Annotated in this window: 18 protein-coding genes and 1 pseudogene; 8 read left to right on the plus strand and 11 right to left on the minus strand. The window is 74.1% G+C overall.

Annotated elements, in window-relative coordinates:
- The 4 genes from ACFXAM_RS15050 to ACFXAM_RS15065 all read right to left on the minus strand — a co-directional run.
- Nucleotides 1-1,910 (minus strand): choice-of-anchor A family protein (locus tag ACFXAM_RS15050; protein ID WP_380291169.1); only part of this gene is annotated, 1,910 nt, incomplete at its 3' end.
- Between the two features lie 123 nt (nt 1,911-2,033).
- A complete protein-coding gene (locus ACFXAM_RS15055) occupies nt 2,034-2,285 on the minus strand; it encodes a hypothetical protein (protein WP_030302164.1) in 252 nt (83 codons plus the stop codon).
- A gap of 118 nt (nt 2,286-2,403) precedes the next feature.
- A complete protein-coding gene (locus ACFXAM_RS15060) occupies nt 2,404-2,862 on the minus strand; it encodes a (2Fe-2S) ferredoxin domain-containing protein (RefSeq protein ID WP_380291171.1) in 459 nt (152 codons plus the stop codon).
- A 6-nt stretch (nt 2,863-2,868) separates the two neighbouring features.
- A complete protein-coding gene (locus ACFXAM_RS15065; protein ID WP_380291173.1) occupies nt 2,869-4,836 on the minus strand; it encodes a heavy metal translocating P-type ATPase in 1,968 nt (655 codons plus the stop codon).
- Nucleotides 4,837-4,934: 98 nt separating this feature from the next.
- Between ACFXAM_RS15065 and ACFXAM_RS15070 the strand changes: the two genes are divergently transcribed.
- A complete protein-coding gene (locus ACFXAM_RS15070; protein ID WP_380291175.1) occupies nt 4,935-5,315 on the plus strand; it encodes an ArsR/SmtB family transcription factor in 381 nt (126 codons plus the stop codon).
- Nucleotides 5,316-5,364: 49 nt separating this feature from the next.
- Nucleotides 5,365-5,781 carry a DUF3592 domain-containing protein gene (locus tag ACFXAM_RS15075; RefSeq protein ID WP_380291177.1) on the plus strand — a complete coding sequence of 139 codons (417 nt, stop codon included), beginning with the start codon at nt 5,365-5,367 and terminating at the stop codon, nt 5,779-5,781.
- Nucleotides 5,782-5,804: 23 nt separating this feature from the next.
- Here the strand turns inward: ACFXAM_RS15075 and ACFXAM_RS15080 are convergent, their stop codons facing one another.
- A complete protein-coding gene (locus tag ACFXAM_RS15080; protein ID WP_380291179.1) occupies nt 5,805-7,460 on the minus strand; it encodes an FAD-binding dehydrogenase in 1,656 nt (551 codons plus the stop codon).
- Between the two features lie 302 nt (nt 7,461-7,762).
- On the opposite strand from ACFXAM_RS15080, the gene ACFXAM_RS15085 reads away from it, so the two are divergent.
- Nucleotides 7,763-8,572 carry an SGNH/GDSL hydrolase family protein gene (locus tag ACFXAM_RS15085; protein WP_380291181.1) on the plus strand — a complete coding sequence of 270 codons (810 nt, stop codon included), beginning with the start codon at nt 7,763-7,765 and terminating at the stop codon, nt 8,570-8,572.
- Nucleotides 8,573-8,644: 72 nt separating this feature from the next.
- Here ACFXAM_RS15085 and ACFXAM_RS15090 read toward each other — a convergent pair whose 3' ends face one another.
- Together ACFXAM_RS15090 and ACFXAM_RS15095 are read right to left on the minus strand one after the other, a co-directional pair.
- Nucleotides 8,645-11,074 carry an endonuclease/exonuclease/phosphatase family protein gene (locus ACFXAM_RS15090; protein WP_380291183.1) on the minus strand — a complete coding sequence of 810 codons (2,430 nt, stop codon included), beginning with the start codon at nt 11,072-11,074 and terminating at the stop codon, nt 8,645-8,647.
- Nucleotides 11,075-11,283: 209 nt separating this feature from the next.
- Nucleotides 11,284-12,273, minus strand: coding sequence for a LuxR C-terminal-related transcriptional regulator (locus tag ACFXAM_RS15095; RefSeq protein WP_380291185.1), 990 nt, complete (start codon nt 12,271-12,273; stop codon nt 11,284-11,286).
- 379 nt (nt 12,274-12,652) lie between these two features.
- On the opposite strand from ACFXAM_RS15095, the gene ACFXAM_RS15100 reads away from it, so the two are divergent.
- The 3 genes from ACFXAM_RS15100 (at nt 12,653) to ACFXAM_RS15110 (ending at nt 19,645) form a co-directional block, all read left to right on the plus strand.
- On the plus strand, nt 12,653-12,892 hold the full coding sequence (locus ACFXAM_RS15100) for a hypothetical protein (RefSeq protein ID WP_380291187.1): 240 nt from the start codon (nt 12,653-12,655) through the stop codon (nt 12,890-12,892).
- 7 nt (nt 12,893-12,899) lie between these two features.
- Nucleotides 12,900-13,172, plus strand: coding sequence for a hypothetical protein (locus ACFXAM_RS15105; protein ID WP_380291189.1), 273 nt, complete (start codon nt 12,900-12,902; stop codon nt 13,170-13,172).
- Nucleotides 13,173-13,411: 239 nt separating this feature from the next.
- Entirely contained in the window at nt 13,412-19,645 is a 6,234-nt protein-coding gene (locus tag ACFXAM_RS15110) for a DNRLRE domain-containing protein (RefSeq protein ID WP_380291191.1), read from the plus strand.
- Between the two features lie 111 nt (nt 19,646-19,756).
- Here ACFXAM_RS15110 and ACFXAM_RS15115 read toward each other — a convergent pair whose 3' ends face one another.
- The gene (locus tag ACFXAM_RS15115) at nt 19,757-20,857 is read right to left on the minus strand and encodes a HoxN/HupN/NixA family nickel/cobalt transporter (RefSeq protein ID WP_380291193.1); all 1,101 of its coding nucleotides are present in this window, start codon (nt 20,855-20,857) and stop codon (nt 19,757-19,759) included.
- A gap of 198 nt (nt 20,858-21,055) precedes the next feature.
- Here ACFXAM_RS15115 and ACFXAM_RS15120 point away from each other — a divergent pair, with 198 nt between their 5' ends.
- Both ACFXAM_RS15120 and ACFXAM_RS15125 read left to right on the plus strand, forming a co-directional pair.
- Nucleotides 21,056-21,997, plus strand: a complete 942-nt coding sequence (locus tag ACFXAM_RS15120) for a hydrolase (protein ID WP_380291195.1) — start codon at nt 21,056-21,058, stop codon at nt 21,995-21,997.
- A gap of 191 nt (nt 21,998-22,188) precedes the next feature.
- The gene (locus ACFXAM_RS15125) at nt 22,189-24,090 is read left to right on the plus strand and encodes a CocE/NonD family hydrolase (RefSeq protein WP_380291197.1); all 1,902 of its coding nucleotides are present in this window, start codon (nt 22,189-22,191) and stop codon (nt 24,088-24,090) included.
- A gap of 210 nt (nt 24,091-24,300) precedes the next feature.
- Here ACFXAM_RS15125 and ACFXAM_RS15130 read toward each other — a convergent pair whose 3' ends face one another.
- From ACFXAM_RS15130 to ACFXAM_RS15140, 3 genes and pseudogenes are all read right to left on the minus strand, one after another.
- Complete coding sequence (locus ACFXAM_RS15130) at nt 24,301-25,536, minus strand: hypothetical protein (protein ID WP_380291199.1); 1,236 nt, start codon at nt 25,534-25,536, stop codon at nt 24,301-24,303.
- The gene (locus ACFXAM_RS15135) at nt 25,526-26,074 is read right to left on the minus strand and encodes a SigE family RNA polymerase sigma factor (RefSeq protein ID WP_380291201.1); all 549 of its coding nucleotides are present in this window, start codon (nt 26,072-26,074) and stop codon (nt 25,526-25,528) included. The genes ACFXAM_RS15130 and ACFXAM_RS15135 overlap by 11 nt, the downstream gene beginning before the upstream one ends.
- A 134-nt stretch (nt 26,075-26,208) precedes the next feature.
- Nucleotides 26,209-26,931, minus strand: a pseudogene (locus ACFXAM_RS15140) (putative Ig domain-containing protein); the annotation flags it as partial.
- Nucleotides 26,932-26,995: the final 64 nt, after the last annotated feature.

Here is a 26,995-nt window from a genome sequence, read left to right on the forward strand (position 1 = left end):
GTGCAGGCCGAACCCACCTGGGTGTCAGGGTTCGCGCCGCTGGTCTGGAGACCGGGAATCCCGTTGGTCTCCTCCCACAGCTCGAACACACCACCCGCCAGCGGCAGACCCGTCACCGAGTCCGTCTTCAGCACCCGCACCTCACCCGTCACCGGGGCCTGCGGGGCGTCCGGAGCGGTCACCTGCACGCCCTGGGCCGCGTTCGCCTCCGTCAGCTCCAGCGGACCGAAGACCGGGTCCGCCGGGAGGTCGTAGCCCGGCGGCGCGGCGGTCTCCCGCCAGTAGTACGCACCGACCGGAACCGTCCGGGTGCACAGGCCGTCCGCACCGGTGGTGCAGGCCGAACCCACCTGGGTGTCAGGGTTCGCGCCGCTGGTCTGGAGACCGGGAATCCCGTTGGTCTCCTCCCACAGCTCGAACACACCACCGGCCAGCGGAGCACCCGTCACCGAGTCCGTCTTCAGGACGCGCACCTCGCCGGTCGTCGGCGGCTGTGCGACGTCCGGGGCCGTCACCTGCACGCCCTGGGCCGCGTTGGCCGCCGTCAGCACCAACGGACCGAACACCGGATCGGCCGGCAGCAGATAGCCCGCCGGAGCCGCGGTCTCCCGCCAGTAGTAGGTTCCGAGCGGAACCGTCCGGGTGCACAGGCCGTCCGCACCGGTGGTGCAGGTCGTGCCCTGCTGGGTGTCGGGGTCGACGCCGGTGGTCTGGAGACCGGGAATGCCGTTGGTCTCCTCCCACAGCTCGAACACACCACCCGCCAGCGGCGCGCCCGTCACCGAGTCCGTCTTCAGCACCCGCACCTCGCCCGTCACCACGGCGGCGCACTCGGGCAGGTCGCCGTCGAAGGGGTAGGCGTGGAACTCCTGGCCACCGCCTCCGGTGGCCGAGCTGGTGTGGATGAGGTCGCCGGTGACGAAGACACGGCCGTTGACGCCGGGCAGGGTGACCGTGGTCTGCGAGGTCCGCTCGCCGACCAGGATGCTGCCCTGGAACTGGCCGGTGCCCACCAGGTTGACCGAGGTGGCGTCGGGGAAGTTCCACAGCAGGCGCTCGCGGTAGGCGTTGAGCGGGTCGGTGTCGGCGATGTCGCCGCTGTAGGTGTTGATGGTCCGGGCGGCACCGGTCAGGTTGACCAGGATGGTGGCGCCCGCCGGGATGTTGGCGAAGGCGATGCCCTGCTGGCCGCCGCCCGGACCGGTGAGGTCGAAGTCGACGTTGAAGACCTGGAGCGGTGACACGCCGTCACCGGTGAACAAGGTCTCGAAGCCCGCGTTCACGGCGACGCCGGTCGGGGTGCGCGGCACTCCGTTGACCCGGGCGTAGCAGTCGGAGGCGTCGGAGAGCTGGTCGCGCAGGGCGGCGTAGGGCTGGACGGCGTTGGGGTCGTGGACGAGGGTTCCGGTCACGTTGCCGGTGACGGTGCTGGCGTAGCGGACGACACCGCCCTCGGCCACCAGGGTCTGGCCGGGGGCGACGACGACGTCGTCTCCGGTGGTGAGGAAGTCCGCCCCGTCCGGCGGGGGGACCCGGGAGCCCGCGCCGACGATGCCGATGTTGTAGATGGAGCTGGCGCCGACGTCCTTGGACTGGTCGAAGTCGTGGAGGACGACGACCCGGCCCTCGGCCTCGGCGGCGCGGCCGCGGACCAGGAAGTCGGAGCCGACGAAGATGTTGATCCCGTTGTCCCGCCCGGCGATCGGGCCGTTGCTGATCGGGGGGAAGGGGTCGGGACAGCTGCCGGGGACACAGGGACCCAGGCCACCGGGGAGCGTCGCGGCCTCGGCGGACACGGCGCCCGGACCGAGCGCGAGGACGGGGACGAGGGCCGACACGATCGTGCACGGCAGTGCCAGGGCGGCGGCCTTCCGGCGGACGCGGGCGAACATGCGGTTGAAACGAGCCATAGTCGTAGCGTCCGGCAGCCTGCGCGCGCAGGGTCCGTGACGGGGCGCCGGGGTACGCTGAATGGTGACCGGGCGTACCCGCTCAGACCAACCGTCAGCTTCCGGGGCCCGGCCGACGAGGGGTCAGGACGCCTCGTCCCAGGGGGAGGCCGCCCGGTTGCCGGTTCCGTCGCAGGTGCGGCAGATCTCGTCGCGGTAGGCGTGCTTGGCGCCGGTGGCGTCGACCCGGTAGCGGACGTAGACGCCGGTGCCGTCGCAGAGGAAACAGTTCCCCCCGCCGCCGCCGACCTCGGTGGTGCCGGTGCCCTGGCAGGTCCGGCAGCTGAGGCCGGCGGTGCGGCCGGTGCCCGCGCAGATGCGGCAGACCGTGGTCATCGTCTTCCTCCCGGGTCGGACATAGGGTCTGTCTCTTGGATCAGGCCGGGTCCGCGACGCCAGGGCGCGCCCCCAGGTCATCGTAGGCGCTGTCCGGTCCTTCCCGAGAGGGCTCCGCTCAGCCCGGCAGGCCCGCGCCGACACGGCGGGAGACGGAGATCTGCTGGAGGTCGAGCATCCCCGGCGGGTCGGCGAGGCCGGGGCCGCCGGCGTGCACCCACGCGGCGATCTCCTCGATCATGTCGTCGGCCAGCACCCAGCCCAGCCAGACCGGCCGGCCGCCGGCCGCGCGGCCCTCGCTGGAGGGGCCGACCACGACCACGTTGGAGTGGGCGCAGGTGTCCAGGCACTGCACGGCGCGGACCCGGCCCGCGTCGCCGACCGCCGTGCGCAGCCGCTCGTACTGGCCGGCGTGGTCGACGCCGGGGTGCTTCTCCCGGGTGCCGCAGCAGCAGCCCCGGCAGACGGTGACGGTCACCGGGGACACCGGGCCGCGCCCGGCGCCCTTGCCGCCGCCCTTCGCGCCGGCCGCGCCCTTGGCGCTCCCGCCCGTCCGTTCGCGCTCGCGACGGCTCATGCTCCCTCAGCCCTCCTCGTTCCCCAGGGCCCGCCGCCACGCCCGTTCGCGCAGCAGCCGCAGGCCGTTGAGGCCGACGATCACGGTGGAGCCCTCGTGCCCGGCGACGCCGAGCGGCAGGGGCAGCGTACCCGCCAGGTCCCAGACGACCAGGAGGGTGATGGCCGTTCCCGCGATCACCAGGTTCTGCACCACCAGCCGGCGGGCCCGCCGGGAGAGGGCGACCACGGCCGGGACGGCGGCGAGGTCGTCGCGGACGAGGACGGCGTCGGCGGTCTCCAGGGCGAGGTCCGAGCCGGCCCGGCCCATCGCCACGCCGGTGTGCGCGGCGGCCAGCGCCGGGGCGTCGTTGACGCCGTCGCCGACCATCAGCACCCGCCGGCCGGCGGCGGCGAGGTCGTGCACGGCGGCGGCCTTCTCGTGCGGCAGCAGCCCGCCGCGGACGTCGGTGAGGCCGACCTCGGCGGCCAGCCGGGCGGCGGCGCGCGGGTTGTCGCCGGTGAGCAGCACCGGCGGGCGGCCGGTGAGCGCGGTCAGGGCCCGGACGGCGCCGGGGGCCTGGGCGCGCGGGCGGTCGGCGAGGCCGAGCACGCCGGCCGGCTCGCCGTCGCGCAGCACCAGGACGGCGGTGCGGCCGGTGGCCTCCACGGCGGTGACGGCGGGGTGGTCGCGATGGGGGCCCGGGGCGCCGACGGCGACCACCGCCGCGCCGACCACGGCCCGCACGCCGACGCCCGGGGTGGCGGTGAAGTCGGTGGCGGGCAGGACCGGCAGGCCGCGCTCACGGGCGGCGGCGACCACGGCGCGGGCCAGCGGGTGCTCGCTGGGATGCTCGGCGGCGGCCGCGAGCGTCAGCAGGTCGTCGGCGGTGGTGCCGTCGAGCGGGCGGACCTCGGTGACCCGGGGGGTGCCCTCGGTGAGGGTGCCGGTCTTGTCGAGGGCGACGGCGTCGGCCCGGCCGAGGCGCTCCATCACCACGGCCGACTTGACCAGGACGCCGTGCCGACCGGCGTTGGCGATCGCGGAGAGCAGCGGCGGCATGGTCGCGAGCACCACGGCGCAGGGCGAGGCGACGATCATGAAGGTCATGGCGCGCAGCAGGGCGTCGGTCAGGTCGGCGCCGAGGGCGAGCGGGACGGCGAACAGCAGCAGGGTCGCGGCCACCAGGACGGCGGCGTAGCGCTGTTCGATCTTCTCGACGAACAGCTGGGTGGGGGCCTTGGTCTCGGAGGCCTCCTCGACCATGGCGACGATCCGGGCGATCACGGTGTCGGCGGGGTCCCGCTCGACCCGCACGCGCAGCACGCCGGTGCCGTTGAGGGTGCCCGCGTACACCTGGTCGCCGGGGCGCTTGGCGACGGGCAGCGGTTCGCCGGTGATGGTGGCCTGGTCGACGTCGCCGGCGCCGTCCAGGACGCGGCCGTCGGCGCCGATCCGTTCGCCGGGGCGGACCAGCACGGTGTCACCGACGGCGAGCTCGGCGGTGGGGACGGTCTCCTCGGTCTCCCCGGTCTCCCCGGCGCCACCGGCGCGCAGCCGGGTGGCGGTGGCGGGGGCGAGGTCGAGCAGGCCGCGGACGGAGTCGGCGGTGCGGGCGGTGGCCAGGGCCTCCAGGGCGCCGCTGGTCGCGAAGATGACGATCAGCAGCGCGCCGTCCAGCGGCTGGCCGATGGCGGCGGCGCCGAGGGCGGCGACGACCATCAGCAGGTCCACGTCGAGGGTCCGCTCGCGCAGGGCGCGCAGTCCGGCGAGGGCGGGTTCCCAGCCGCCGGCGGCGTACGCGGCGGCGTACAGCGTGCCGGACGCCCAGCCGGGGGCGCCGCAGAGCTGGAGGGCGAGCGCGGCCAGGAAGGCGGCCAGGCTGCCGGCCGCCCAGCGGGCCTCGGGCAGCGCGAGCGCCCGGGTGCGGCGGGGGCGCGGCGGCCCGGCGGACGGGGCGGGGGCGGCCGGCCGGGTGAGCGTGGTGGCGGACATGGGCGCCACCTTACAGGAATACATGAACACACCTTCATGTGTTCATATGACCTGTCGGGCCTTCCCTCCCCCGTCCGCGCCCCCCGTAGGATTCCCCCATGGGACACGCAGCCGCCGAGAACGCCGTGCCGCGGATGCGCCTGGACGCGTCCAACGCCGCCAAGGTGGCGAGCACGCTCCAGGCCCTCGCCACCCCCTCCCGGCTGCTGATCCTCGCCCAGCTCCGCGAAGGGCCGCGGGCCGCCACCGAACTCGCCGACGCCGTCGGCATGGAGCAGTCCGCCTGCTCCCACCAGCTGCGGCTGCTGCGCAACCTCGGCCTGGTCGTCGGCGAGCGCCGCGGCCGCTCGGTCGTCTACTCCCTGCACGACGACCACGTCGCCGCCCTCCTCGACCAGGCGGTCTACCACGTCGACCACCTCCGCCTCGGCATCACCGACGACGGAAGGGCGAACTCCGCGCCAAAGAACGGTGGTTGAGCGCCACAAGGCTGGGCGCTCCGGCATCCCGGCGGGTAGCGTGCGGACCGTGACCCTCCTCGCGCTCGCGCTCGCGACGATCCTCGGCGGCGGTTCGTACTACGCCGGGTCGCGCGCCTCGATGACGTACCGGATCCGCCGCCACGGAACGCGCTTCCGCGCTCGGGTGACCGAGGTCCGGAGCACGCCGGTGGGCGAGGGAACCGGGGTCGAGGACCACGTCCGGGTGCGCTTCGAGGTCCCGGACGGCCCCCCGGTGGAGGCGGCCACCTCGCTCTCGCTGCGCGGCCCGACGGGGCTCGAACCGGGCGACGAGGTCGAGGTCGCCCACCTGCGGCGCCACCCCCGGAAGGTGGTCGTCCTCGGCTACCACACCGCCGACGGCGTTCCGCTGCTGGCCTACACGTCCGTCCTGTTCGCGGTGATGACCGTCTTCTTCCTGTTCATCGCCCTCGCCATCCGCTGAGGGCCGCGGGTCGCCGAACCCCCTCAGGCCGTGTCCCGCGCCGCCGCGCGGCCGGCGGCCCGGCCGGAGAAGAGGCAGCCGCCGAGGAACGTCCCCTCCAGGGAGCGGTACCCGTGGACGCCGCCGCCCCCGAAGCCGGCGGCCTCGCCCGCGGCGTAGAGACCGTCGAGGACGGAGCCGTCGGGGCGCAGCACCCGGGCCGAGAGGTCAGTGTGCAGGCCGCCGAGCGAGCCGCGGGTGAGGACGGACAGCCGCACCGCGATCAGCGGCGCGGCGGCCGGGTCGAGGATGCGGTGCGGTGCCGCGACGCCGAGCAGCCGGTCGCCGGGGTAGCGGCGGGCGCCACGGGCGGCGATCACCTGGAGGTCCTTGGCGAAGGGGTTGGCGAGCTGACGGTCCCTGGCCTCGACGACGCGGCGCAGTTCGGCGCCGTCGATCAGCGGGGCCCGCGTCTTGGCGTTCATCGCGCGGGCGAGGTCGTACAGGGTGCCCGCGACCACCACGTCGGGGCCGTGGGCGAGGTGGGTGCGCAGCGGACCGGGGGCGCCGGGCAGGGCGCGCCGCAGCATCCCGCGCAGCGGGCCGCCGGTGCGGCCGGGGTTCCGTTCGGATCCGACGAGGACGAATTCCCGGTCGGCGATCCTCCGGTTGAGCACGAACCAGCTGTGGTCGTACCCGGTGGCCGCGAGGTGTTCCAGGGTGCCAAGGGTGTCGAAGCCGGGGAAGAGCGGGACGGGCAGCCGGCGGCCGCGGGCGTCGAGCCGGAGCGCCGAGGGGCCGGGCAGGACGCGGACGCCGTGGCGGGCCCAGAGCGGGTCCCAGGTGGCGAACCCCTCGGCGCAGTGCCCCGTCCGGTCGCCGTTGACCAGGGCGGCCCCGGCCCCGGCGGCGATGCCGAGCATCAGTCCGTCGACGTGCGCGGGCACGCCGGAGAGCATCCGCCGGGGCGGGGAGCCAAGCCGGGCGGGCCAGGCCGCGCGGACGAGGTCGTGGTTGCCGCCGATGCCGCCGGAGGCGACGACCACCGCCCGGGCCCGCAGCTCGAAGCCGCCGGTCACCTCGCGGGCACCGGCCCCGCCGCGCGCCGTGCCGCCCGGCACCAGCACCTCGCCCGTGACCGTGTCGACCGCGCCCCCGTTCGCCGCCAGGCCGGTGACCCGGTGCCGGAAGCGCAGGTCGACCAGTCCCCGGGCGGCGGCCGCGCGGACCCCGCGGACGAAGGGTGCGAGCAGGCCCGGGCCGGCGCCCCGGGTGAGGTGGAGGCGCGGCACGGAGTTGCCGGGACCGTCGGCGAGCGACCCGCCGCGCTCGGCCCAGCCGACGACCGGCAGGAACCGCACCCCCAGCGCGCGCACCCAGGCCCGCTCCTCCCCCGCGGCGAATGCGACGTGGGCCTCGGCCCAGCGGCGCGGCCAGGCGTCCTCGGGCCGGTCGAAACCGGCGCTGCCGAGCCAGTCCTGCCGGGCGAGGGCGGGCGAATCGCGGATCCGCAGCCGGCGCTGCTCGGGCGAACCGACCAGGAAGAGGCCGCCGGGGGACCAGCGCGCCTGGCCGCCGAAGGAGGCCGCGGGTTCCTGGTCGAGCAGGATCACCTTCCGTCCGGCGTCGGCGAGTTCGACGGTCGCGACCAGGCCCGCGAGTCCGGCTCCGATGACGATGACGTCGGCGTCCAGGGCCATTCGGGCAGCTCCTCCAGGCCGGGGGCGGAGGCCGCGCGCATTTCGCTCCGCCCCGTTTCGGAATTGTCGTCGATACACCGTGGAGCGAAATTCGAAATTCCCGTCGGACCGTCCGGTGAAACCTTCGAAGGATTTCCGGAAATGTCCGCGCGTGGCATGGACGCCGAAGAAACCTGCCAGTAACTTACCTGTCGGTAGTAGCTGTGGCCCGGCTGTCCGTCCCCCACCCGTTTCTCTCCCCCAGGAGGAACCGTGCTCCGCCGTGCCCGGAAATCGCCGCCACCCCCGCCCCGCACCGCTACGTGGCCCTCGGCGACTCCTACGCGTCCGGCGCCGGCGTCCCGAGCCAGTCGGCCGGCCTGTGCCTGCGCTCCGACCGCAACTACGGCCACCTGGTCGCCGCCGCGCTCGGCACCGCCGCCTACCGCGACGTCACCTGCGCCGCCGCCAAGGTCGCGGCCGTGACCCGGGCCCAGTACGACGCCTTCATCCGGGTCAACGACCCGCAGATCGACGCGGTGACCGCCGACACCGACCTCATCACCCTCGGGATCGGCGGCAACGACCTCGGCGACAGCGACATCGGGATCGGCGACGTGATCGCCACCTGCATCGCGGGCGCGGTGGTCAACCCGCTCGGCACCCCGTGCACCGACGTCTACCGCCACGGCCACTGGGACTGGTCCAGCTGGTCCTGGCAGTACGGCGGGGACGACCTCGCCGACCGGATCGACGCCACCGGGCCGCGGCTCGCGGACACCGTGCGCATGCTGCGCGCCAAGGCCCCGAACGCCCGGATCCTGCTGGTCGGCTACCCCTCGGTGCTGCCCGCCGACGGCGCCTCCTGCGTGCTGCGCCAGCCGCTCGCCCCGGGCGACGTCCCGTACCTGCACGGCGTGCTCGACCGGCTGAACGGCATGCTGCGCTCCACCGCCGCGGCGGTCGGCGCCACCTACGTGGACACCGCCACCCCGACCCGCGGGCACGACGTCTGCGCGGACGACCGCTGGATCGAGGGTGCGCTGCCCGGCTCCCCGGCCGTCCCCTTCCACCCCAACGCGACCGGCGAGCGGGTCATGGCGGACGCCGTGCTGGCCGCGCTGCGCCCGTAGGGGCGCCGAGCCCCGAGGGGGCGGTGACCGGACCCCGGTCACCGCCCCCTCGGTCGTGCGCGCCCAGCGGCCTCACGGCTTGATGCGGACCACCTGCGGGTCGTGGTCGCTCGCCTGCCGGGCGAACTCGGCGTTGATGTGCACCACGTCGTACTTGGCGTACCCGACCTCCGGGCTGACCAGGATGTGGTCCAGGACCTGCGAGTTGCCCTGGTAGACGTACGAGTACTGCTCCTTCTCCGGCAGCTCGTTCACCAGGTCGCGCAGCACGCCGTCCTTGGTGAGCGCGGCCAGCGCGGGCGAGAACTGGTAGTCGTTGAAGTCGCCGACCGAGACCACCTTGGCCTCCTTGTCGGCGGCCAGCAGCTTGGCGACGAAGGCCTGCTCCACGGCGGCCTGGGCGGTCCGCTGGACCTCGGAGGAGCGGGTCGGGGCCTGGAAGCGGCTGTCGATGCCCTGGTCGCCGCCCTTGCTGTTGAAGTGGTTGGCGATGACGAAGACCTTCTTGCCGCGGAAGGAGAACTGGCCCACCAGCGGCTTGCGGCTGTTGGCCCACGCCGCGTCGGCGGGGGCGATCCGGCCGGGCGAGGCGGTCAGCGACGCGGCGGCGCCGGTGCCGGCGACGTCCACGGCGGTGGTGGCGGTGCCGCCCGGGATGTCGGTGAAGGAGACCCGCTGCGGGTTGAACAGGAACACCTGGCGGATGTTGCCGCCGGGCTCGCCGCCGTCCTTGCCGTCCTCCGGGTCCACCGAGCGCCAGTCGTACGCCGGGCCGCCGGCCGCCTTGATCGCGGCGATGAACTTGGCGACGGTCTGGCTCGCGTCCATCGTGCCGTCGTTCTTGGCGCCGTTGTTGTCCTGGATCTCCTCCAGGGCGACGATGTCGGGCGAGCGCAGGTGGGTGACGATGCCGGCGGCCAGCTCGGCGAACTTGGCGTCCGGGTTGGTGGCGGCCAGGTTCTCCACGTTGTAGGTGGCGACCGTGAGTTCGCGCTCGCCGGCCTGGGCGGTGACCTCGCGCTGCAGGTGGTTGTCCTGCAGCGCGCCGAGGGTTCCGGCGACCAGGGTGTAACCGCCGAACTGGTTGTAGTCCAGCGGGCCCGAGGTGGTGCCGGTCAGCACGTCGCCCACGTTGGCGACCGGGAAGGGCTGCTCCGAGACCGGGGCCTGCTGCTGGACCATCAGCCGGCCGACGTTCGGCTCGGCGTAGGACTCGTAGAGCAGGCCGCCGCGCTTGCTCTTCTGGTCCTGCTTGTCGGCGGCGACCCACAGCTCGTTGTACTTGTCGGTGGCCTGGACGACCCGCACGTCGCGGACCTCGACCAGCATGCCCTCCAGCGACTCGTAGAAGTCGAGGGTGTACTTCTCCGGGTCCAGGGTGACACCGTTGATGGTGCCGTCGGCGCCGGCCTGCGGGCTGTAGGTGCCCGGGATGTTGCGGGTGTCGACGACCACCGGGGCCGGCAGCGGGTTGCCGGAGGAGAGCACGGTGACGGCCGGGTTGCTCAGCTGGGTGAGCGACTGCGAGCCGCCGTTGAAGTTCGGGTAGTACTCCGTCACCTTGCCGGTGACCAGCACCGAGTCGCCGACCTTGACGGCCGGGTTGGCGGAGCCGGTGTAGACGAAGACGCCCTCGCTGGTGGCCGGGTCGGCGTCCGGGTTCGGGTCCTGGATCCAGAAGCCCTTGGAGCCGTAGGCGCGCACGCCGGTGACGACGCCGGGCACGCCCGCGACGGTCCTGCCGGTGCGCTCCGAGACCCGGGTGGTGCCCTGGATGTCGTGGATCCGCACGGTGCCCGGCTCGGTCGGGCCGGTCGGGGTGGAGCCCTCGGCGACCTCGCCGCGGCTGTTGGTCGGCGTCGGGGCGCCGGCCGCGAGGTCGGCCGCGTTGTCGTCGGTGTCGGGCAGGCCGGCCTTCCGGGCCACCGAGGCGGTGTTGGACGCGCCGGGCACCGAGGCCGAGCCCTCGTGGACCACGGCGGTGCCGAAGCCGACGAGGTCGCGCACCCGCGCGTCGGCGGCGCAGTCGGCGGCGGTCTTGCAGGTCAGCGGGTCGGTGCCGCGGACCAGCGCGACGGTGCCGCTGGTGCCGGAGAGCGCGAGCGAGCCGGCCGCGTCCGGGGCGGGCAGCTCGACGGTTCCCGCGGCGCCGGCCGACTCGGCGACCAGGTAGCGCCCGCCGGGGGCGATCGACCCGGTCAGCGGGGTGACGCCCCACTGGGAGTTGGGGCCGGGGGCCGCGGATATGTACTGGATGCTCCAGCCGTCCAGGCCGAAGGCGGCGCCGCCCTTGTTGGCCAGCTCGACGAAGTCGTTCTTCAGGGTGGCGCCCGAGTTGCCGCCGCCGCCGTAGACCTCGGCGATCAGCGCGTCGGCGGAGGGCGCGGCCACGGCAGCCGGCAGCGGGGCCAGCACCAGGGAGACGGCGAGACCGGCCGGGAGGACCGCGGCGCGCAGCAGGGCGCGGCGGGAACGCGGACGGGGAGCAGTGGGGGTGGTCACCGGAACGGGACTCCTAGCTGTGGGTGAGGGTCGGTCGGCCGGGCGCACCGCGCGCCCCGCCCCGCTACCCGCGTAGAAAGCCGTGCGGAAGCCGGGAACCGCCCCCCGCAGCGCCCAAAGATACGCGCGTAGAAAATGACCGGACAAGAGTCCGGAAGTGAACTTCTCCGTTACGTCCGGAGATCGCCGCCCCGAGGCCGTGACGACCGCTACAGCCAGCCCCGCTGAGCCGCCTTCAGGCCCGCCTCGAAGCGGCTCGCCGCCTCCAGACGCTCCATCAGCGCGGCCATCTGCCGCCGCACCGTGCGCACCGAGACGCCCAGCCGCTTGGCCGCCGCGTCGTCGGTCAGCCCGGTGGACAGCAGCCGCAGCAGCTCCCGCTCGCCGGGGCTGAGACCGGTGGCGGTGTCCTCCGGGCGGGGGTCCCCGCCGAGCGGGACGGCCGCCTCCCAGGTCCGCTCGAACAGCGCGACCAGCGAGGCGACGATCCCGGGCTCCTCGGTGCACAGCGCACCGGCCCGGGTGTTCTCCGGGTCGATCGGCACCACCGCGGTGGTGCCGTCGAAGACCAGCATCCGCGGCGGCAGCACCGGGGAGGTCCGCACCCGGCCGCCCAGCGAGGTCATCCACTGCGTGTAGGCGAAGGTCTCCGGGTCGTTGCGGACGCTGTCCTGGTAGATGGTGCGCAGGCTGATGCCGCGTCGCAGGGCGTCCTCGTCGAGCGGGCGGGAGGCGGCCAGGCTGGCCGCGGACTGCGCGCCGCCGGGCATCACGCCCAGGCACTCGGTGGTCAGCCGGGCGGTCAGCACCTCCAGCTTGGACTGGATGGCGTCGAGGCCGACCAGCCGCTCGCCGCCGTCGACCAGGGTGGCCGAGCGGAGCGTGGCGTACTCCGCGACGGCGCGCGCCACGGCGGCCTTGGAGACGGCCAGCTCCTGCTGCCGGCGCGCGAGCTCCTCCTCCTGACGGCGCAGCAGCAGTTCCAGGCCGCGCTCCGGGCTGACCGGCCACAGGGCGCCCGGGCGCTCCCGGGAGGCGCGCAGCAGGGTGAGGTCGGCGAGCCGGTCCAGGGCTGCCCGGACGGCGGTTTCGGAGAGTTCGAGCCGTTCGCAGAGTTCGGCCACTCCGCCCTCCGGATCCGCGAGCATCTCGCGGTACACGGCTTCCGCGGTGGTGTCCAGGCCCAGCAGTTCCAGCACGTCAACGACCCCTGATCGTCACAACATCGCCTTCGAGCGAATGAATTTCCGTCCGGTCCGCCGACCCCCGATCCTTCCTCCGGCCGTCCCGCCGCCACAAGACGCGATCCGGTCACCCGGGTAGAACCGGACCATCCGGTCTGTTCTGCGGACACCGCCGGGCGGCCCGCGCCAGCCCCCGGTTGCCACCACGGGGTTGCAGCATCCTGCCTGGCCGGATGCTGCAACCCGTCCGCCCTCCCGCGGCGGGCCCGGCGCCGGGAGTATTCACTCAGCGCGCAACGCACCACCGGCACCACCGCTCACCACGCCCCGAACCACGCTCCGCCCCACGCCCTGAAACACGCCCTGAACCACCGTGCACAGAACAGGAACCGCCGTGCCGAAGTCCGTCCGGCTGCTCGCCGTCGCCGCTCTCGCACTCACCCTCGCCACCGCCGCCGCCCCCGCCCTCTCCGCCCCGCAGGCCGCCCCGGCCGCCGTCACCCTCGCCGCGACCGCCCCCGCCGACGGGCCGGGGATCGGCTGGGACGGGCCCGGCATCGGCTGGGACGCCCCGGGCGCCCGGATCATCGGCTGGGACACCCTGGCCGGCGGCCCCGGCATCGGCTGGGACTGACCGTTCGGTGTTCGCCGTCCATCTGACCCTCCTGGACGTCTCGGCCGAGCCGACGGGCGAGGCCGGACCCGCCGACGTCCAGGACACCCTGTGGGCGCGCGCCGTTCCGGGCGACGGCCTGGAACACGTGCGCGCCTGCGCCGTCCCGGGGGGCGTCGGCCTGGTGCTGTACGTCCGCGCGCCCGACCGGGGGGCGGCCGAGCTGAGGGCGTACGCCCTGCTCGACCGGGCGCTGGCGGAGGGCCCCGTGCGCCGCTACGCGGTGGCGGCTCCACCGTAGGCCGCGGCCCCGGCGCCGAACACTTCCTGATCTTCCGTCCGGTTTTCGGACGGTTGCCTTCTCTCGCAAACTTGGCCGATTCATGCCCATGGCTCGGACCGGCCCTTTACTGACATGCGCATGCCCATATGCAGGCCCCGCCGAGCCCGGTCCCCCCGGGCCGACGCGGCATGCCCGCACGGACCCGCGCGCGTCGCCGTCGAAACGAACCACCTCCATCAAGACCGTCGAGGAGCTCCATGTCCCACCCGACCGGCACACCGCCCCGGCCCCGCGCCGGGGACACCGTGCCAGCCGTCCGCGCCCCACGCCGCCGCAACGGCGTGCTGCGCAACACCGCGGTCGCCCTCTCCGTGGTGCTCGCCGCCGAGGCCGCCGTCGTCGCCCTGACCAGCGGCCAGTCCTTCGCCGTCGGCCCCGACCGGACCGCCGCCGCCGGGACCGCCCCCGCGCTCGGCGCCGCCGAGGCCGCGGACATCGCCTCCGCCCACCTCAAGGCCCGCCTGGAGAACCGCCGGATCGAGGTGGTCGGCGAGCGCACCGAGTCCACCACCACCTGGATCAACCCGGACGGCACCACCACCCTGGACATGGCCACCGGCCCGGTCCGGTACAAGGACAAGTCCGGCAAGCTCCAGCCGATCGACGTGACCCTGGCCCAGCAGCCCGACGGTTCCGTCAAGGCCAAGGGCCACCCGCTCGGCCTCTCGCTGGCCGGCGCCACCCCGGCCGCCGCCGCGTCCACGTTCAAGGCGGCCGGCGCCCCGGCCGGCGACCAGCAGGCCCCGGCCGTCCCGCTGGTCTCGCTGGACAACGGCGACGGCACCACCATGTCGCTGTCCTGGCGGGGCACCCTGCCGGCCCCCAAGGTGGACGGCACCAAGGCCCGCTACGAGAACGCGCTCACCGCGACCGACCTCGTCATCGAGTCCACCCGGACCGGTTTCGAGCAGTTCCTGGAGCTCAAGAACCGCTCGGCGGTCGGCGCCAACGGCACCGTCACGATGACCCTGGACGCGGCCGGCCTGCAGGCCCGCCACAACGCGGACAACTCGGTCTCCTTCCTCGACCCGAAGACCGGCGAGGAGAAGGGCCAGCTGCCCGCCCCGGTGATGTGGGACGCCCAGGTCGACGAGCGCAGCGGCGACCACACCCGCACCGCCCCGGTCGCCCTGAAGGTCACCCAGAACGGCAACGCCGTCGACCTCACGCTGACCCCGGACGCGGCGTTCCTCAACGACCCGAAGACCCAGTACCCGGTCACCATCGACCCGGCGGTCAACATCGGCGTCGGCTTCGACACCTTCGTCCAGGAGGGCTACGGCACCGACGTCTCCTCCCAGACCGAGCTGAAGCTGGGCAACAACGGCTCCAGCCAGGTGGCCCGCTCCTTCCTGCAGTTCCCGATGGCCGCCATCAGCGGCAAGCAGGTCACCGCCGCCAAGCTCAACCTCTGGGAGTTCCACTCCTGGTCCTGCACGGCCAAGAGCTGGGAGGTCTGGGACACCGGCACGGCGACCACCGCCTCCCGCTGGACGGCCCAGCCCGGCTGGAACCGCAAGTGGGCCACCAGCACCGCGACCAAGGGCTACTCCAGCGCCTGCGCCGCCGGCTGGACCAACACCGACATCACCTCGTTGGTGCAGGCCTGGGCCGGCAACGGCAACGCCAACAACACGCTGGGCATCCGGGCCACCGACGAGGGCGACCCGTACGGCTGGAAGAAGTTCAACTCCGGCAACGCGTCCTCCAACACGCCCTACCTGTCGGTGACCTACAACACCGCGCCGGCCGTCTCCACCCTGATCTCCCCGGCGAACGCCGCGCTCACCGGCGACTCCACGCCGACCCTGTCGGCCAAGGCGACCGACCCCGACGGCGGCAACATCGCGCTGGACTTCGAGGTCTGGGCGTCCAACGGCACCGCCGCGCTGCAGTCCGGCCGCACCGCCATGGCCGCCTCCGGCTCCACCTTCACCTGGACCCCGGGCACCGCCCTGCCGGCCGGCGCCTACAAGTGGCGCTCCCGGTCCTGGGACGGCAGCGTCAACAGCGCCTGGTCCGGCTACCGCACCTTCACGGTGGACACCACCGCCCCGGCCACCACCGCCGTCTCCTCCGGCGACTTCCCGGCCGGCCAGTGGGCCGGCACCCCGGACGCCTCCGGCAACTTCACCGGCACCTTCACCTTCACCCCGCCGAGCGGCGACGTGAAGGACATCCAGTACCGGCTGGACGGCGGCGCCTGGGTGACCGTCGCGACCACCGGCACGCCGGTGAGCGCGGCGCTCACCTTCAAGGGCGGCCAGCACACCGTCACCGCGCACACCCGCGACGCGGCCGGCAACGTCTCCGCGGACACCGGCTACGTGTTCAACGCGGGCAAGGGCGCGGCCCTCACCTCGCCCGGCGCCGGCGAGCGCGCGGCCCGCCGCACCACGCTGGCCGCCGAGGGCCAGAGCACCGCGAGCGGCGTGCGCTACCAGTACCGCCGCGGTGAGACGGCCGCCTGGACCGACATCCCGGTCGCCAACGTCACCACCGCCACCGGCGGCGCCGTCACCGCCTGGCCGTTCGCGGTCACCGGCGGCAAGCCCGCGCCGCTGACCTGGAACCTCACCGACACCCTGGCCACCGACGGCCCGGTCGACGTCCGCGCGGTCTTCACCGTGGGCACCGGCACCGACGCCTCGGAGCCGAACACCATCACCGTCGACCGCAACGGCGGCAACGCGCCGGACGCCGAGGTCGGCCCGGGCCGGGTCAACACCCTCACCGGTGACTACACCCTCACCGCGACCGACGCCTCCGCCTTCGGCCTGAGCACCGGCCGCACCTTCTCCTCCCGGCACCCCGAGAACGGCGCCGCGCAGGAGGGCCAGGCGGCCATCTTCGGCCCGCAGTGGAGCGCCGGCACCATGGCCGAGCTGACCTCCTCGGACTGGGCGTACATCCGGCAGACCTCCGCCACCTCGGTGTCGATCGTCGACGCCGGTGGCCGGGAGACCGGCTTCACCGCCACCACCGGCGGCGGCTGGAAGCCCGAGCCCGGCGCGGAGACGCTCACCCTGACCGGCACGCTCACCGGCTCCTTCACCCTGAAGAACACCAACGGCGCCACCACCACCTTCGCCAAGGTCGACCCGGCCGCCACCACCTGGCAGGTCACCACCTCCTCGACGGCCACCGACAACTCCACCACCACCGTGGTCTCGGAGAAGGTCGTGGTCGCCGGCAGGACCCTGGCCCGCCCGAAGTTCGTCGTCGCGCCGACCACGGCCGTCGCCAACGCCACCTGCGCCTCCAACCCCGCCGCCAACGGCTGCCGGGTCCTGGAGTACGTCTACGCCGACGCCACCACCGCCACCACCGCCGCGCTCGGCGACGTGGCCGGCCAGGTGAAGCAGGTCCGCCTCTGGTCCAACCTGCCGGGTGCCACCGCGGCCACCCCGGTCGCCGTCGCCGAGTACCGCTACGACGACATGACCCGGCTGCGCGAGGAGTGGGACCCGCGGATCAGCCCCGCGCTGAAGACCGCCTACACCTACGACGCGGCCGGCCGGGTCATCACCCTGACCCCGCCCGGCGAGCTCGCCTGGACCTTCACCTACGGCAAGGCCGGCAACGCCGCCACCGCCGGTGAGGGCATGCTGCTGGCGGCCTCCCGGCCGTCCCTCCAGCAGGGCAGCGCCGACGTGGTGAACGGCACCGCCGCCACCAACCTCGTCTACGACGTGCCGCTGAGCGGCGCCAACGCCCCGTACAAGCTGGGCACCGCGGACGTCGCCGCGTGGGGCCAGACCAACGCCCCCACCGACGCCACCGCGATCTTCCCCGCCGACGCCCCGCCGGCCAGCCACGACGGCCGGGTGCTCGGCTCGGGCGACTTCGCCAAGGCGTCGATCACCTACACCAACGCCTCCGGCCGCGAGGTCAACTCCGCCTCCACGGGCGGCGTCACCACCACCGAGTACGACGCCTTCGGCAACGCGACCCGCAAGCTGAGCGCGGAGAACCGGGCACTCGCCCTGTCCACCTCCGCCGAGGGGCTGGCCAAGCTGCGCGCGCTCGGCCTCGACAAGGCGAGCACCGCCGACCGCGCCCAGGCGCTGTCCACCCTGACCGTCTACTCGGCGGACGGCGAGCGGCAGACCGACGAGTTCAGCCCGCTGCACGTGGTCACCCTGGAGCGCGACCTGGCCGCCTCCGGCGCCAGCCCGGCCCGCCCGGCCGGTGACGAGGTCCCGGCCCGGACGCACACCGCCACCACCTACGACGAGGGCCGCCCGGCCGACGCCGCGGTGAGCAACGAGCCCACCACGGCCACCCTCGGCGCGCGCATCGACGGCTACGCCGCCGACGCGGACGTCCGCACCACCACCACCGCCTACGACTGGGCCAAGGGTCTGGCCACCCAGACCACCGAGGACCCGGCGGGCCTGAAGCTCACCAAGACCGTCGCGTACGACACCCAGGGCCGGGCCGTGAAGACCTCCCTGCCCAAGTCGAACGGCACCGACGTCGGCACCACCGTCACCACCTACTGGTCGGCCACCGGCACCGGTGCCTGCGCCGGCCGCCCGGAGTGGGCCGACCTGCCCTGCTCCACCGGCCCGGCCGCCGCGGCGACCGACGCCGGCACCAACCCGGCGGAGATCCCCACCAGCACCACCGAGTACGACCGCTACGGCCGCCCGGCCGTGGTCCGGGAGACCGCCAACGGCGTCACCCGCACCACCACCACGACCACCGACGCGGCCGGCCGCACCACCAAGGTCGCGGTGACCGGCGGCACCGGCACCGCCGTGCCGGACAGCACCACCGGCTACGACGCGGCCACCGGCCGGATCGTCAGCACCACCAACGGCACCGCCACCGTGCGCACCGTGTTCGACAAGCTCGGCCGGGTCGTCGGCTACGACGACGGCGCCGGCAGCGTCACCACCACCGAGTACGACGTGGCCGACCGCCCGGTCAAGCACAGCGACTCGGCGCCGTCCACCACCACCCTGGCCTACGACGGCTACGGCCGGACGCAGTCGCTCACCGACTCGGTGGCGGGCACCATGACCGCCGCGTACGACTCCGAGGGCAAGCTCACCAGGCAGACCCTGCCCGGCGGCTACGTCCTGACCAACAGCTACGACACCCAGGGCACCCTCACCGGCAAGGTGTACACCGCCGCCGACGGCACCGTCGTGCTGGCCGACTACGCCGACTTCACCGTCCACGGCCAGCAGGCCGGGCACGCGCTGACCGCCGGCGCCAGCACCGAGTCGGCCTTCGGCTACGACGCCTCCGGCCGCCTCACCAAGGCCGCCGACAAGGCGCTCGACGGCTGCACCACCCGCGCCTACACGTTCGACAAGAACAGCAACCGCACCGCGCTGACCACCACCAAGGAGGACTGCGACCCGGCCACCGTCGACTCCACCAGCAGCACGGTGGGCTCGCAGTACGACGCGGCCGACCGTCTGAAGGGCGCCGTCCACGACGCCTTCGGCCGCATCACCACCCACCCCAAGGGCGCCCAGTTCGGCTACTACGCCAACGACCTGGTCCGCACCGAGACCTCGGGCACCCAGCGCAACACCTGGGCGCTGGACGCGGCCGGCCGCCTGGCCTCCCGCACCACCGAGACCCAGGCCGGCGACGGCACCTGGAGCACCACGGCCACCAGCCTGAACCACTACGGCTGCTCCTGCGACAGCCCCACCTGGTCCAAGGCCGGCAACGGCGCGGTCGCCCGCAGCGTGACCGACCTCAGCGGCACGCTGGGCGCGATCACCGGCGCCACCGAGGGCACCGTCCTGCAGCTCACCAACCTGCACGGTGACGTGTCCGTCCAGCTCCCGCTGGACCCGGCGCAGGCGCTGAGCGTGCGCGCCTTCGACGAGTACGGCGTCAGCCTCGGCGACCCGGTCACCGGCTACGGCTGGATCGGCGGCGAGCAGCGCGACTCCTCCACCGCCACCGGCGTCGTCCTGATGGGCTCGCGGCTGTACGACCCGAGCCTCGGCCGGTTCCTGCAGGCCGACCCGGTCCCGGGCGGCAACGCCAACGCCTACACCTACCCGGCCGACCCGGTGAACTCCTTCGACCTGGACGGGCGCTGGAGCTGGTCCAAGACCCGCTACTACTCCTGGGGCCGCCTCTGGGCGCACCTGGAGGCGCACCTCGGCTGGCGCGGACTGCGGTACAAGGCGCAGCTCACCTTCTACTTCAACCGCGCGTACACCGGGAAGATCGGCCGCAACGCCCACTACATCTACGGCCCGATCTGGGTCGGCGTGGGACTGCTCGGGCCGATCGGCGCGGGCTTCGCCCTGGCGGCGGGCGCCTACTCCGGCTACGTCCAGCACATGGCCTCGAAGGCGTACTACCACCACCGGTGCCTGGCGATCGCCATCGGCGCGGTCGGCTGGAACGGCTTGTCCGCCCCGGGCGTGCGGTCCTGGACGTACGGCTGCTGATCCGGACACCCGGCCGAAGGACCCCGCTCCGGCCGAAGGACCCCCGTTGAGAAGGAGGCCCGCCCGACCACCAGGTCGGGCGGGCCTCCCGCGTCCGGTTCCCCGGCGGTGCTACTCCGCCTTCTCGGCCGCGGCGGTGAGCCCGGCCGACCACTTCTCCTCGACGTTGCCGAACTTCCAGTAGGCGATCGCCGCCGCCCAGGTCAGCACGAAGAGGCCGACGATGGCGTAGCCGACCAGGTCGAGGTTCAGCTCGCCGATCCAGGCGACCGGCCCGCTGGTGATGTCGAGCTTCTCGCCGAGCAGCCCGATCAGCTCGATCGAGCCGATGACCAGGGCGACCAGCACCGACAGGCCGGTGACGGTCAGGTTGTAGTAGATCTTGCGGACCGGCTTGGAGAACGCCCACTCGTAGGCGAAGTTCATGAACGAGCCGTCGATGGTGTCCAGCAGGCTCATGCCCGCGGCGAACAGGACCGGCAGCACCAGCAGCGCGTACCAGGGCAGCTGGAACGCCGCCGCGCCGCCGGCCAGCACCAGCAGCGAGACCTCGGTGGCGGTGTCGAAGCCCAGGCCGAACAGCAGGCCGACCGGGTACATGTGCCAGGGCTTGGTGACGGCCTTGGTCACCCGGCCGAGGATGCGGTTCATGAAGCCGCGCTTCTCCAGCTGGGCCTCCAGCTCCGCCTCGTCGAACTCGCCGTCGCGCATCCGGCGGAACACCTTGAGGATGCCGTTGAACGCGCCCAGGTTGATCAGGCCGAGGGCGAGCAGGAAGGTCCCGGAGACGGTGACGCCGATCAGCCCGGTGGTCTCGTGCAGGGTGGAGTCGTCGGACTCGATCTGGCCGGCCAGCGAACGGATGCCGAAGGCGAGCAGCGCGCAGAGGCCGAAGACGATCGAGGAGTGGCCCAGCGAGAACCAGAAGCCGACCGACAGCGGCCGCTTGCCCTGGCCCATCAGCTTGCGGGTGGTGTTGTCGATGGCGGCGATGTGGTCGGCGTCGAAGGCGTGCCGCATGCCGAGGGTGTACGCGGTGAGGCCCATGCCGGCGCCGAAGACCTGGCCGCCGACGTCGTAGTGCTCGGGCGCGACGAGCGCGAGCAGGGTGAACCAGCCGATCACGTGCAGGGCGAGGATGAAGCCGCCCATGCCTGCGAGGCGGATCCACTCCTCACGGGTGAGCCGGTCGCGCCAGCGGGGGCCGGTCATCGGGGGTCCTTTCATGAGGCCGTCGGGGCTCCGCGGGTTCCGTTCCGGCCCTCGGAGCTGGGCCATCTTTCCTTCTCGTCGCAATTAGTTGCAAGTCATACGCAATTACAAACTGGTCACCGGGTGGCGGACGAACGGGAGGATGATGGGAGTACCGGCCTCACCTCCCGCGCGCTCGTCACTCGGGAGGTACCGCTCATGTCCCGCCTGCGCACGGCCGCCGCGCTCCTCGCGACGGCCTTAGTCACCGTCGGTCTCGCGACGACCGGCGGCCCCGGGTTCCCCGGCGCCGCCGCCCCCGCCGCCGCCACCACGACCCACCGGGTGCTGTTCGACAACAGCAAGGCCGAGACGGCCGGCAACGCCGACTGGATCGTCTCCAAGGTCCAGCCCGACCCCCTGGGCGAGAACGCCCACCCCACCACCGACAAGAACTGGACCGGCGCGCTCTCCTCCTGGGGCATCGCCCTCCAGCAGACCGGCCAGTACAGCCTGAAGACCCTGCCGCCGGGCGGCACGTTCACCTTCGGCACCGGCGCCCCGCTGGACCTGGCCAACTTCGACACCGTCGTGATCCCCGAGCCGAACATCAGGTTCACCCCGGACGAGAAGGCCGCCCTGATGCACTTCGTGCAGAACGGCGGCGGGCTGTTCCTGATCTCCGACCACACGATGAGCGACCGCAACAACGACGGCATCGACTCGCCCGCGATCATCAACGACCTGTTCACGGACAACGGCGTCGACAACAGCGACCCCTTCGGGTTCAGCGTCGACCTGACGAAGATCCACGACGAGGACCCGCGCGCCGTCGACGACCCGGCCGACCCGGTGCTGCACGGCCCGTTCGGCACCGTCACCGGCTCGATCATCCGCGACGGGACCACGATGACCCTGCACCCCGCCGACAACCCGGCGGTCAAGGGCATCGTCTACCGGCCCGGCTCCTCCGGGGACACCGGCGCCTTCTTCGTCACCAGCACCTTCGGCAACGGCCGGATCGCCGCCTGGGGCGACAGCTCGCCCCCCGAGGACGGCACCGGGCAGCCGAACAACGCGCTGCACGACGGCTGGAACGACCCGGCCGGCACCGACGCCGCCCTCGCGCTCAACGCCACCGCCTGGCTGAGCAAGGCCTGACGGCCCTCCCGCCCCCGCACCGCCTTCCCGCGCGCCCGGCCGGCCCTCGCCGGGCGCGCGCCCGCTTCCTCCCCTACTGTCGGAATGATCCGCACCGATCCGCACGATCCGCGCCGATCGGGCGCTGATCCGCACGATCCGCGCCGATCGACGCCGATCCGCACCGACGACCGGGACCCGATGGAGCGGCCATGCCCTCGTACCCCTACCGCACCACCCGCGAGGACCTGCGCGTCCCCCTCCCCGACGGCACCGAGCTGCGCGCCCGCCTGTGGCGCCCGGTGACCGACGAGCCCGTCCCCGTCGTGCTGGAGTACTCCACCGACCGCCTCACCGACTGGACCGCCACCGACGACGCCCGCCGCCATCCCTGGATCGCCGGCCACGGCCATGCCGCCGTCCGGGTCGACGCCCGCGGCCACGGCAACTCCGGCGGCGTCCCGTCCCTCTCCTCCGGCTCCTCCGCCCCCGGCGGTCCCGGCGCCCCCGGCGGCCTGGCCGCCGACGGTGCCGAGGTCGTCCGGTGGCTCGCCGCCCGGCCCTGGTGCAGCGGCCGGGTCGGCCTGCTCGGCACCGGCGCCGCCGGGGAGACCGCCCTGCACGTGGCCGCCCTCGCGCCGGACGCCGTCCACGCGGCGGTGGTCGTCTGCCCCGACGGCCCGCACCGCCTCGGCGGCGCCGTCCTCGCCGCCGACGGCCACACCCGCGCCACCGACCGGCTCGCCGACGCGGCCCGCCCGCCGGACCCCCGGTACGTCGGCGACGACTGGCGGGCGATGTGGCTGGCCCGGCTCGACGCCCTCGAACCCCCGCTCGCCGACTGGCTCGCCGCCGACCCCGCCCCCGCACCGGCCGCCGCCGTCCCCACCCTGGCCGTCGCCGGCTGGTCGGACCCATCGGCCGGCACCGTCCTCGCCCTCGCCGCCGCCGGATCCGGCCCCGCCGCCGGGCCCGCCGTCCGCGCCGTCCTCGGCCCCTGGCCGCACGGCCTGCCCGACGAGATCCTCCCCGAGGCGCTGCGCTGGTACGACCACTGGCTGCGCGACATCGACGCCGGCGCCCTCGCCGCCCCCGCCCTGCGCAGCTGGCGCACCGACCACTGGTGCGGCGACGACCCCTGGCCCTCCCCCGCGATCCGCGAGGTCCACTACGGCCTCGACGGCCCGCTGCGCACCGCCGGCACCGCCTCCGAGGACCGCTGGGTGCACGTCCGCTCACCGCAGCACACCGGTCTCGACGCCGGCGCCCCCGTCCCGCTCGGCCGCCCCGCCGACCAGCCGCCCGACCAGCGCGAGGAGGACGGCCGCTCGGTCTGCTTCGACTCCAGGCCGCTGCCCGAACCCCTGGACCCGCTCGGCACCCCGACGCTGACCCTGCACCTGAACGCGGCCGCCGGTCCGGCCCTGGTCGCCGCCCGCCTCTGCGCCGTCGCCCCCGACGGCACCTCCACCCTGCTCGCCCGCGGCGTCCGCGCCCTGACCGCACCGGGCGGACCCTTCGACGCCACCGTGGAGTTCGCCCCGACCGGCGCCGCCGTCCCGACCGGCCACCGCCTGCGGCTCGCCCTCTCCTCCACCTACTGGCCGTGGATCTGGCCCGGCCCCGAACCGGCCGGCTTCGCCCTCGACCCCTCCCGCTCCACCCTCACCCTCCCCGTCCGCCGCCCCGCCCCCGACACCGGCGACCTCACCTTCCGCTCCCCCACCCTGCCCCTCCCGCCCCCGCTCCAGCTCACCGAACCGCTCACCGCCCACCCCGAGCGCGTCACCGTCCACGACATCGGCCGCCGCGAATGGCGCACCGAACTCTCCCCCGCCACCGACGGCACCCGCACCCACCCCGACGGCCTGGTCCGCGCCGAACAGACCGTCACCGCCTACCGCGTCCTCACCGCCACCCCCCTCAGCGCCCGCGCCCGCACCGACCGCACCGTCCGCCTCGAACGCCCCGCCGCCGGCTGGGACACCACCGTCCACACCCGCACCGAGATCCGCTGCGACCCCACCCACCTCCTCGCCCACACCCAGCTACGGGCGGAGGAGGCCGGCAACGTCGTCTTCACCCGCGAATGGCGCCACCGCATCCCCCGCTGAACCGCCCACTGGTCCACGCGGACCCCGCGCTGCCCCGCGAGCCCGAGGGCGACCTCGGGCCCGTACCCCGCCCCGGAACACCCGAGTGAGCCCGAAACGGGGCGATCGCGCGGCACCGCCTCCGGTCGAGGACGAGTGCGATCTCCGGTTCGCCAACTCCGAAGCCGCCCAGGGCTGGGACCTTCTCGGCCGCCGGGGCGAGGGGGGTGGTCACTTCCTCCAGTCCGGTGCCAGGACGACGGCCTTGAGCTGGTCCACCGAGAGGGCGGGCTCGCCGGGCCGGAAGTCGTAGCCGTTCTCGCCGTTCCACTCGTAGAGCTTCACGCTCCGGCCGTCCGGGTAGTACACCTGCGCCGTCCAGTGCAGCAGCGGGTCGACGGCGGTCTTGCCGTTGCCGAACCGGTTGGTCACGACGAGCGTGCCGTCGGGCAGCTTCTCCCGCACCTCCAGAGGCGTCGGCAGGCCCTCCTCGGTGCCCTTCCTGTCCTGACGCCCCTTCGCCCCGGCCGGTTCGACCAGGACCGAGACCTTGCTGCTCCGCTCCCCGGCCGTGACCGTGAGCGTGGCGTGCTGCTCGTCGGCCCCGGCGGCGGTCGTGCCCGGCGGGAGCAGCCCGGTGAGCGTCGCGAGCAGTTCGGCGGCCGGCGGTGTCGTCGTCGGGGCGGCGGCCGGCGGCGTCCTCGGCACCTTGGGCGCCTTGGGGTTCGCCGGGAGTGCGGCGACCACCCGCGCCCAGGCCGGTGCCGTCACGATCGTCGCCAACTGCTCGGCGTCCAGCGGGGGTTCCGCCCGGTTCGGGGAGGCCGGCCGCCCGTTGTACTCGGTGATCCGGACCACGGTGCCGTCGGGCGCGGCCCACGTCGCCTGCCACTGGCGCTGGTCGGGCACGTTGGCGTCCCGCCGCTTGTCGACCACCACGACCGAGCCGTCCGGGCGCTCGGTGCGCTCGCAGGAGTCCTGCGGTGTGGTGAACGGATCCGAGCAGAGCGCCGCCTCGTCGGGGCGCTGCGTACCGCGCTCCGCCCCGTAGGTGATCACGCTCGTCCCCTTGCCGTCGTCGAACTCCACCACGCCGAAGTGCTGGTGCGCCCCCCGCGACGTGTTCGGGTCGCCGGGCTCCTCCGTGAACGTGGACCGCACCGACCCCGGCGGCAGCAGACCGGTCACCAGCTGCACCACCTCGTCCGCGGTCATCGGCCGCACCGGCTCGGCGGCCGGCCCGGCCGGTCCCGGCCCCGCACCCCCGGCGAGCAGGCCCACCCCTCCGGCCACCAGCACCACCGCCGCCACGGCGCCGGCCACCGCGGCCCGTCGCCGACCGCGCCGGCGCCGACCGCGCCGCTCGGCGCCGGTGGCCAGGCCGAACAGCGCGTCGTCCGGCGCGAGCGCCGCCGCCCCGCGCAGCGCACGGGCGAACTCCGCCTCGAACTCCTCCTCAACCGGCACGACCCAACCCCGCCTTCCCCATCTCCCCGGCCGACTCCGCCGCCAGAGCGCCCCGCATCCGCGCCAGCGCCCGGCTGCTGCGCGAGCGCACGGCGGTGCTGCTCAGCCGCAGCGCCGCCGCCGTCTCCTCCACACTCCGGTCCTCCCAGAAGCGCAGCACCAGCACCGCGCGGTCCTGCGGCGGCAGCTCCGCGAGCGCCCGCAACAGGGTGAGCCGCAACGCGGGATCGGGGTCGATGACGGCGATGTCCGGCAGGACGTCCGTGACCCGCTCGCTGCTGCTGCGCCGGCGCCGGTACGAGAGGAAGGTGTTCACCAGGACGGTCTGCGCGTAGCCGCTCGGGTTCGCCGTCCGCGAGATCCGCCGCCACTTCACGAAGACCCGGCCGAGTGCCTCCTGGACGAGGTCCTCGGCGAGGTGCGCGTCGCCCCCGGTCAGGAGGAACGCCGTCCGCAGCAACGGACGCCCCCGCGACGCCACGAAGGCCGGAAAGTCGGGCGGTGATTCTCCCGGCCCGGCCGCCACTATCTGCTCCATGCTCTTATAACGCGATCACCCGGCGGTCTTGTGGCACGCAGCGCACGGAGGCGGTCCGGCGTCCTGCGCGCACGCGGACGCCCGTCGGCCGCCCGGCGCGGGGCCGGGCGGCCGACGGGCGATCAGCCGATCCCTCAGCCGGTCGTGATCGAGGTGTCGTCGATGACGAAGCTGGTCTGCAGCGAGGCGTCCTCGGTGCCGGTGAACTTGAGGGTCACCGACTGGCCCGCGTAGGCCGAGAGGTCGAAGGTCCGCAGCTGGTAGCCGGCGGCCGCGTCGGCGTTGGAGTAGGTCTTCAGCGTGGTGCCGTTGACCTGGACCGTCAGCTTGTCGTACGCGGTGGTGCCGGACTCACCGGTGTCGATGTGCAGGTAGAAGCTCAGCGTCGCCTTGCAGCCGGCCGGGACGGAGACCGTCTGGGACAGCGTGTCGGTGTGGGTCGAGCCGTAGCCGTTCAGCCAGGCCTTCCACGAACCGCCGTGCGCCGCCTGCGAGGACGAGTTGTCGACCACACCGCTCGACTGCGTCCACGGCGCCGCCGCGCCCGTCTCGAAGCCCGCGTTGCCGAGCAGCTGCGCCGGGGTGCAGGTGCCGCCACCGCCACCGGTGACCGTCCAGGTGAAGCTCGTGCTGCCCGTCTTCGCCGCGGCGTCCTTGACCGTGACGGTCACGTTGTACGTGCCCGCCGTGGTCGCGGTGCCGCTGATGGCGCCGGTGGAGGGGTTGATCGACAGCCCGGCCGGCAGGCCGGTCGCCGAGTAGGTGTACGGCGTCGAGCCGCCGCTCGCCTGGATCTGGAGGTTCGCCGAGCCGCCCACCACCGTCGACTGGCCGCCCGGGTTCACGACCGAGACGGAGCCGCTGCCCGCGGGCTTCGTCAGCAGGCACCCGCTGACGTTGAGGTCGATCACGCGCCCGTTG

The organism is Kitasatospora sp. NPDC059462 (assembly GCF_042749955.1).
Taxonomy (GTDB): domain Bacteria; phylum Actinomycetota; class Actinomycetes; order Streptomycetales; family Streptomycetaceae; genus Kitasatospora.

Coding starts and splice junctions, on each gene's coding strand:
- ACFXAM_RS15125 (WP_380291197.1), top strand. CDS start 22,189: ATGCCCTCGTACCCCTACCGCACCACCCGCGAGGACCTGCGCGTCCCC.
- ACFXAM_RS15110 (WP_380291191.1), top strand. CDS start 13,412: ATGTCCCACCCGACCGGCACACCGCCCCGGCCCCGCGCCGGGGACACC.
- ACFXAM_RS15060 (WP_380291171.1), bottom strand. CDS start 2,862: ATGAGCCGTCGCGAGCGCGAACGGACGGGCGGGAGCGCCAAGGGCGCG.
- ACFXAM_RS15120 (WP_380291195.1), top strand. CDS start 21,056: ATGTCCCGCCTGCGCACGGCCGCCGCGCTCCTCGCGACGGCCTTAGTC.
- ACFXAM_RS15080 (WP_380291179.1), bottom strand. CDS start 7,460: ATGGCCCTGGACGCCGACGTCATCGTCATCGGAGCCGGACTCGCGGGC.
- ACFXAM_RS15070 (WP_380291175.1), top strand. CDS start 4,935: ATGGGACACGCAGCCGCCGAGAACGCCGTGCCGCGGATGCGCCTGGAC.
- ACFXAM_RS15135 (WP_380291201.1), bottom strand. CDS start 26,074: ATGGAGCAGATAGTGGCGGCCGGGCCGGGAGAATCACCGCCCGACTTT.
- ACFXAM_RS15115 (WP_380291193.1), bottom strand. CDS start 20,857: ATGACCGGCCCCCGCTGGCGCGACCGGCTCACCCGTGAGGAGTGGATC.
- ACFXAM_RS15055 (WP_030302164.1), bottom strand. CDS start 2,285: ATGACCACGGTCTGCCGCATCTGCGCGGGCACCGGCCGCACCGCCGGC.
- ACFXAM_RS15065 (WP_380291173.1), bottom strand. CDS start 4,836: ATGTCCGCCACCACGCTCACCCGGCCGGCCGCCCCCGCCCCGTCCGCC.